This is a genomic window from Achromobacter sp. GbtcB20, from assembly GCF_019091095.1.
In the GTDB taxonomy this organism is placed as follows: Bacteria; Pseudomonadota; Gammaproteobacteria; order Burkholderiales; family Burkholderiaceae_B; genus Achromobacter; species Achromobacter mucicolens.
Window position 1 is genome coordinate 1 of sequence record NZ_JAGXJZ010000179.1, and the last position, 580, is coordinate 580.

Annotated in this window: 1 protein-coding gene; it reads right to left on the reverse strand. The window is 67.1% G+C overall.

Translation table 11 applies throughout. The annotated features are described in order from the left end of the window. A partial coding sequence (gene rnhB / locus KVT32_RS28440; RefSeq protein WP_217619244.1) for a ribonuclease HII occupies window positions 1-562 on the reverse strand: 562 nt, incomplete at its 3' end. Between the last annotated feature and the right edge of the window lie 18 nt (window positions 563-580).

Sequence of the window (580 nt, forward strand, 5' to 3'; positions counted from 1 at the left end):
GCAGGCGCTCCAGGTGCAGCGGCGTCGAATAGCCCTTGTGCTGGTCGAAGCAGTATTGCGGGTACTCTTCGTGCAGGCGCACCAGCAGCGCATCGCGCGCGGTCTTGGCCAGGATGGACGCGGCCGAGATCGCGTGGCACTTGTCGTCGCCCTCGACGATGGCGTGGGCGCGGATGTCCATGGTCGGGCAGCGGTTGCCGTCGATCAGGGCAATGGTCGGCACGGTCCGCAGGGCCTCGACCGCGCGGCGCATCGCCAGCATGGTCGCGTGCAGGATGTTCAGGCTGTCGATCTCCTCGCAGGAGCATTCGGCGATGGCCCAGGCGATCGCGTTTTCCTTGATCTGCGGAGCCAGCTCGTCGCGGCGCGCCTCGGTCAGCTTCTTCGAGTCGCGCAGGCCCTCGATCGGGCGCTTCGGGTCGAGGATGACGGCGGCCGCGAACACAGGCCCGGCCAGCGGGCCGCGGCCGGCCTCGTCGACGCCGCAGACGATATCGAGGTCGGTAAACGGCCGCAGCCTGGGCGGCAAGCCGGGGTAGAAATTGATACGCTTCTTGCTCATTTGTCTGATTCTATGACG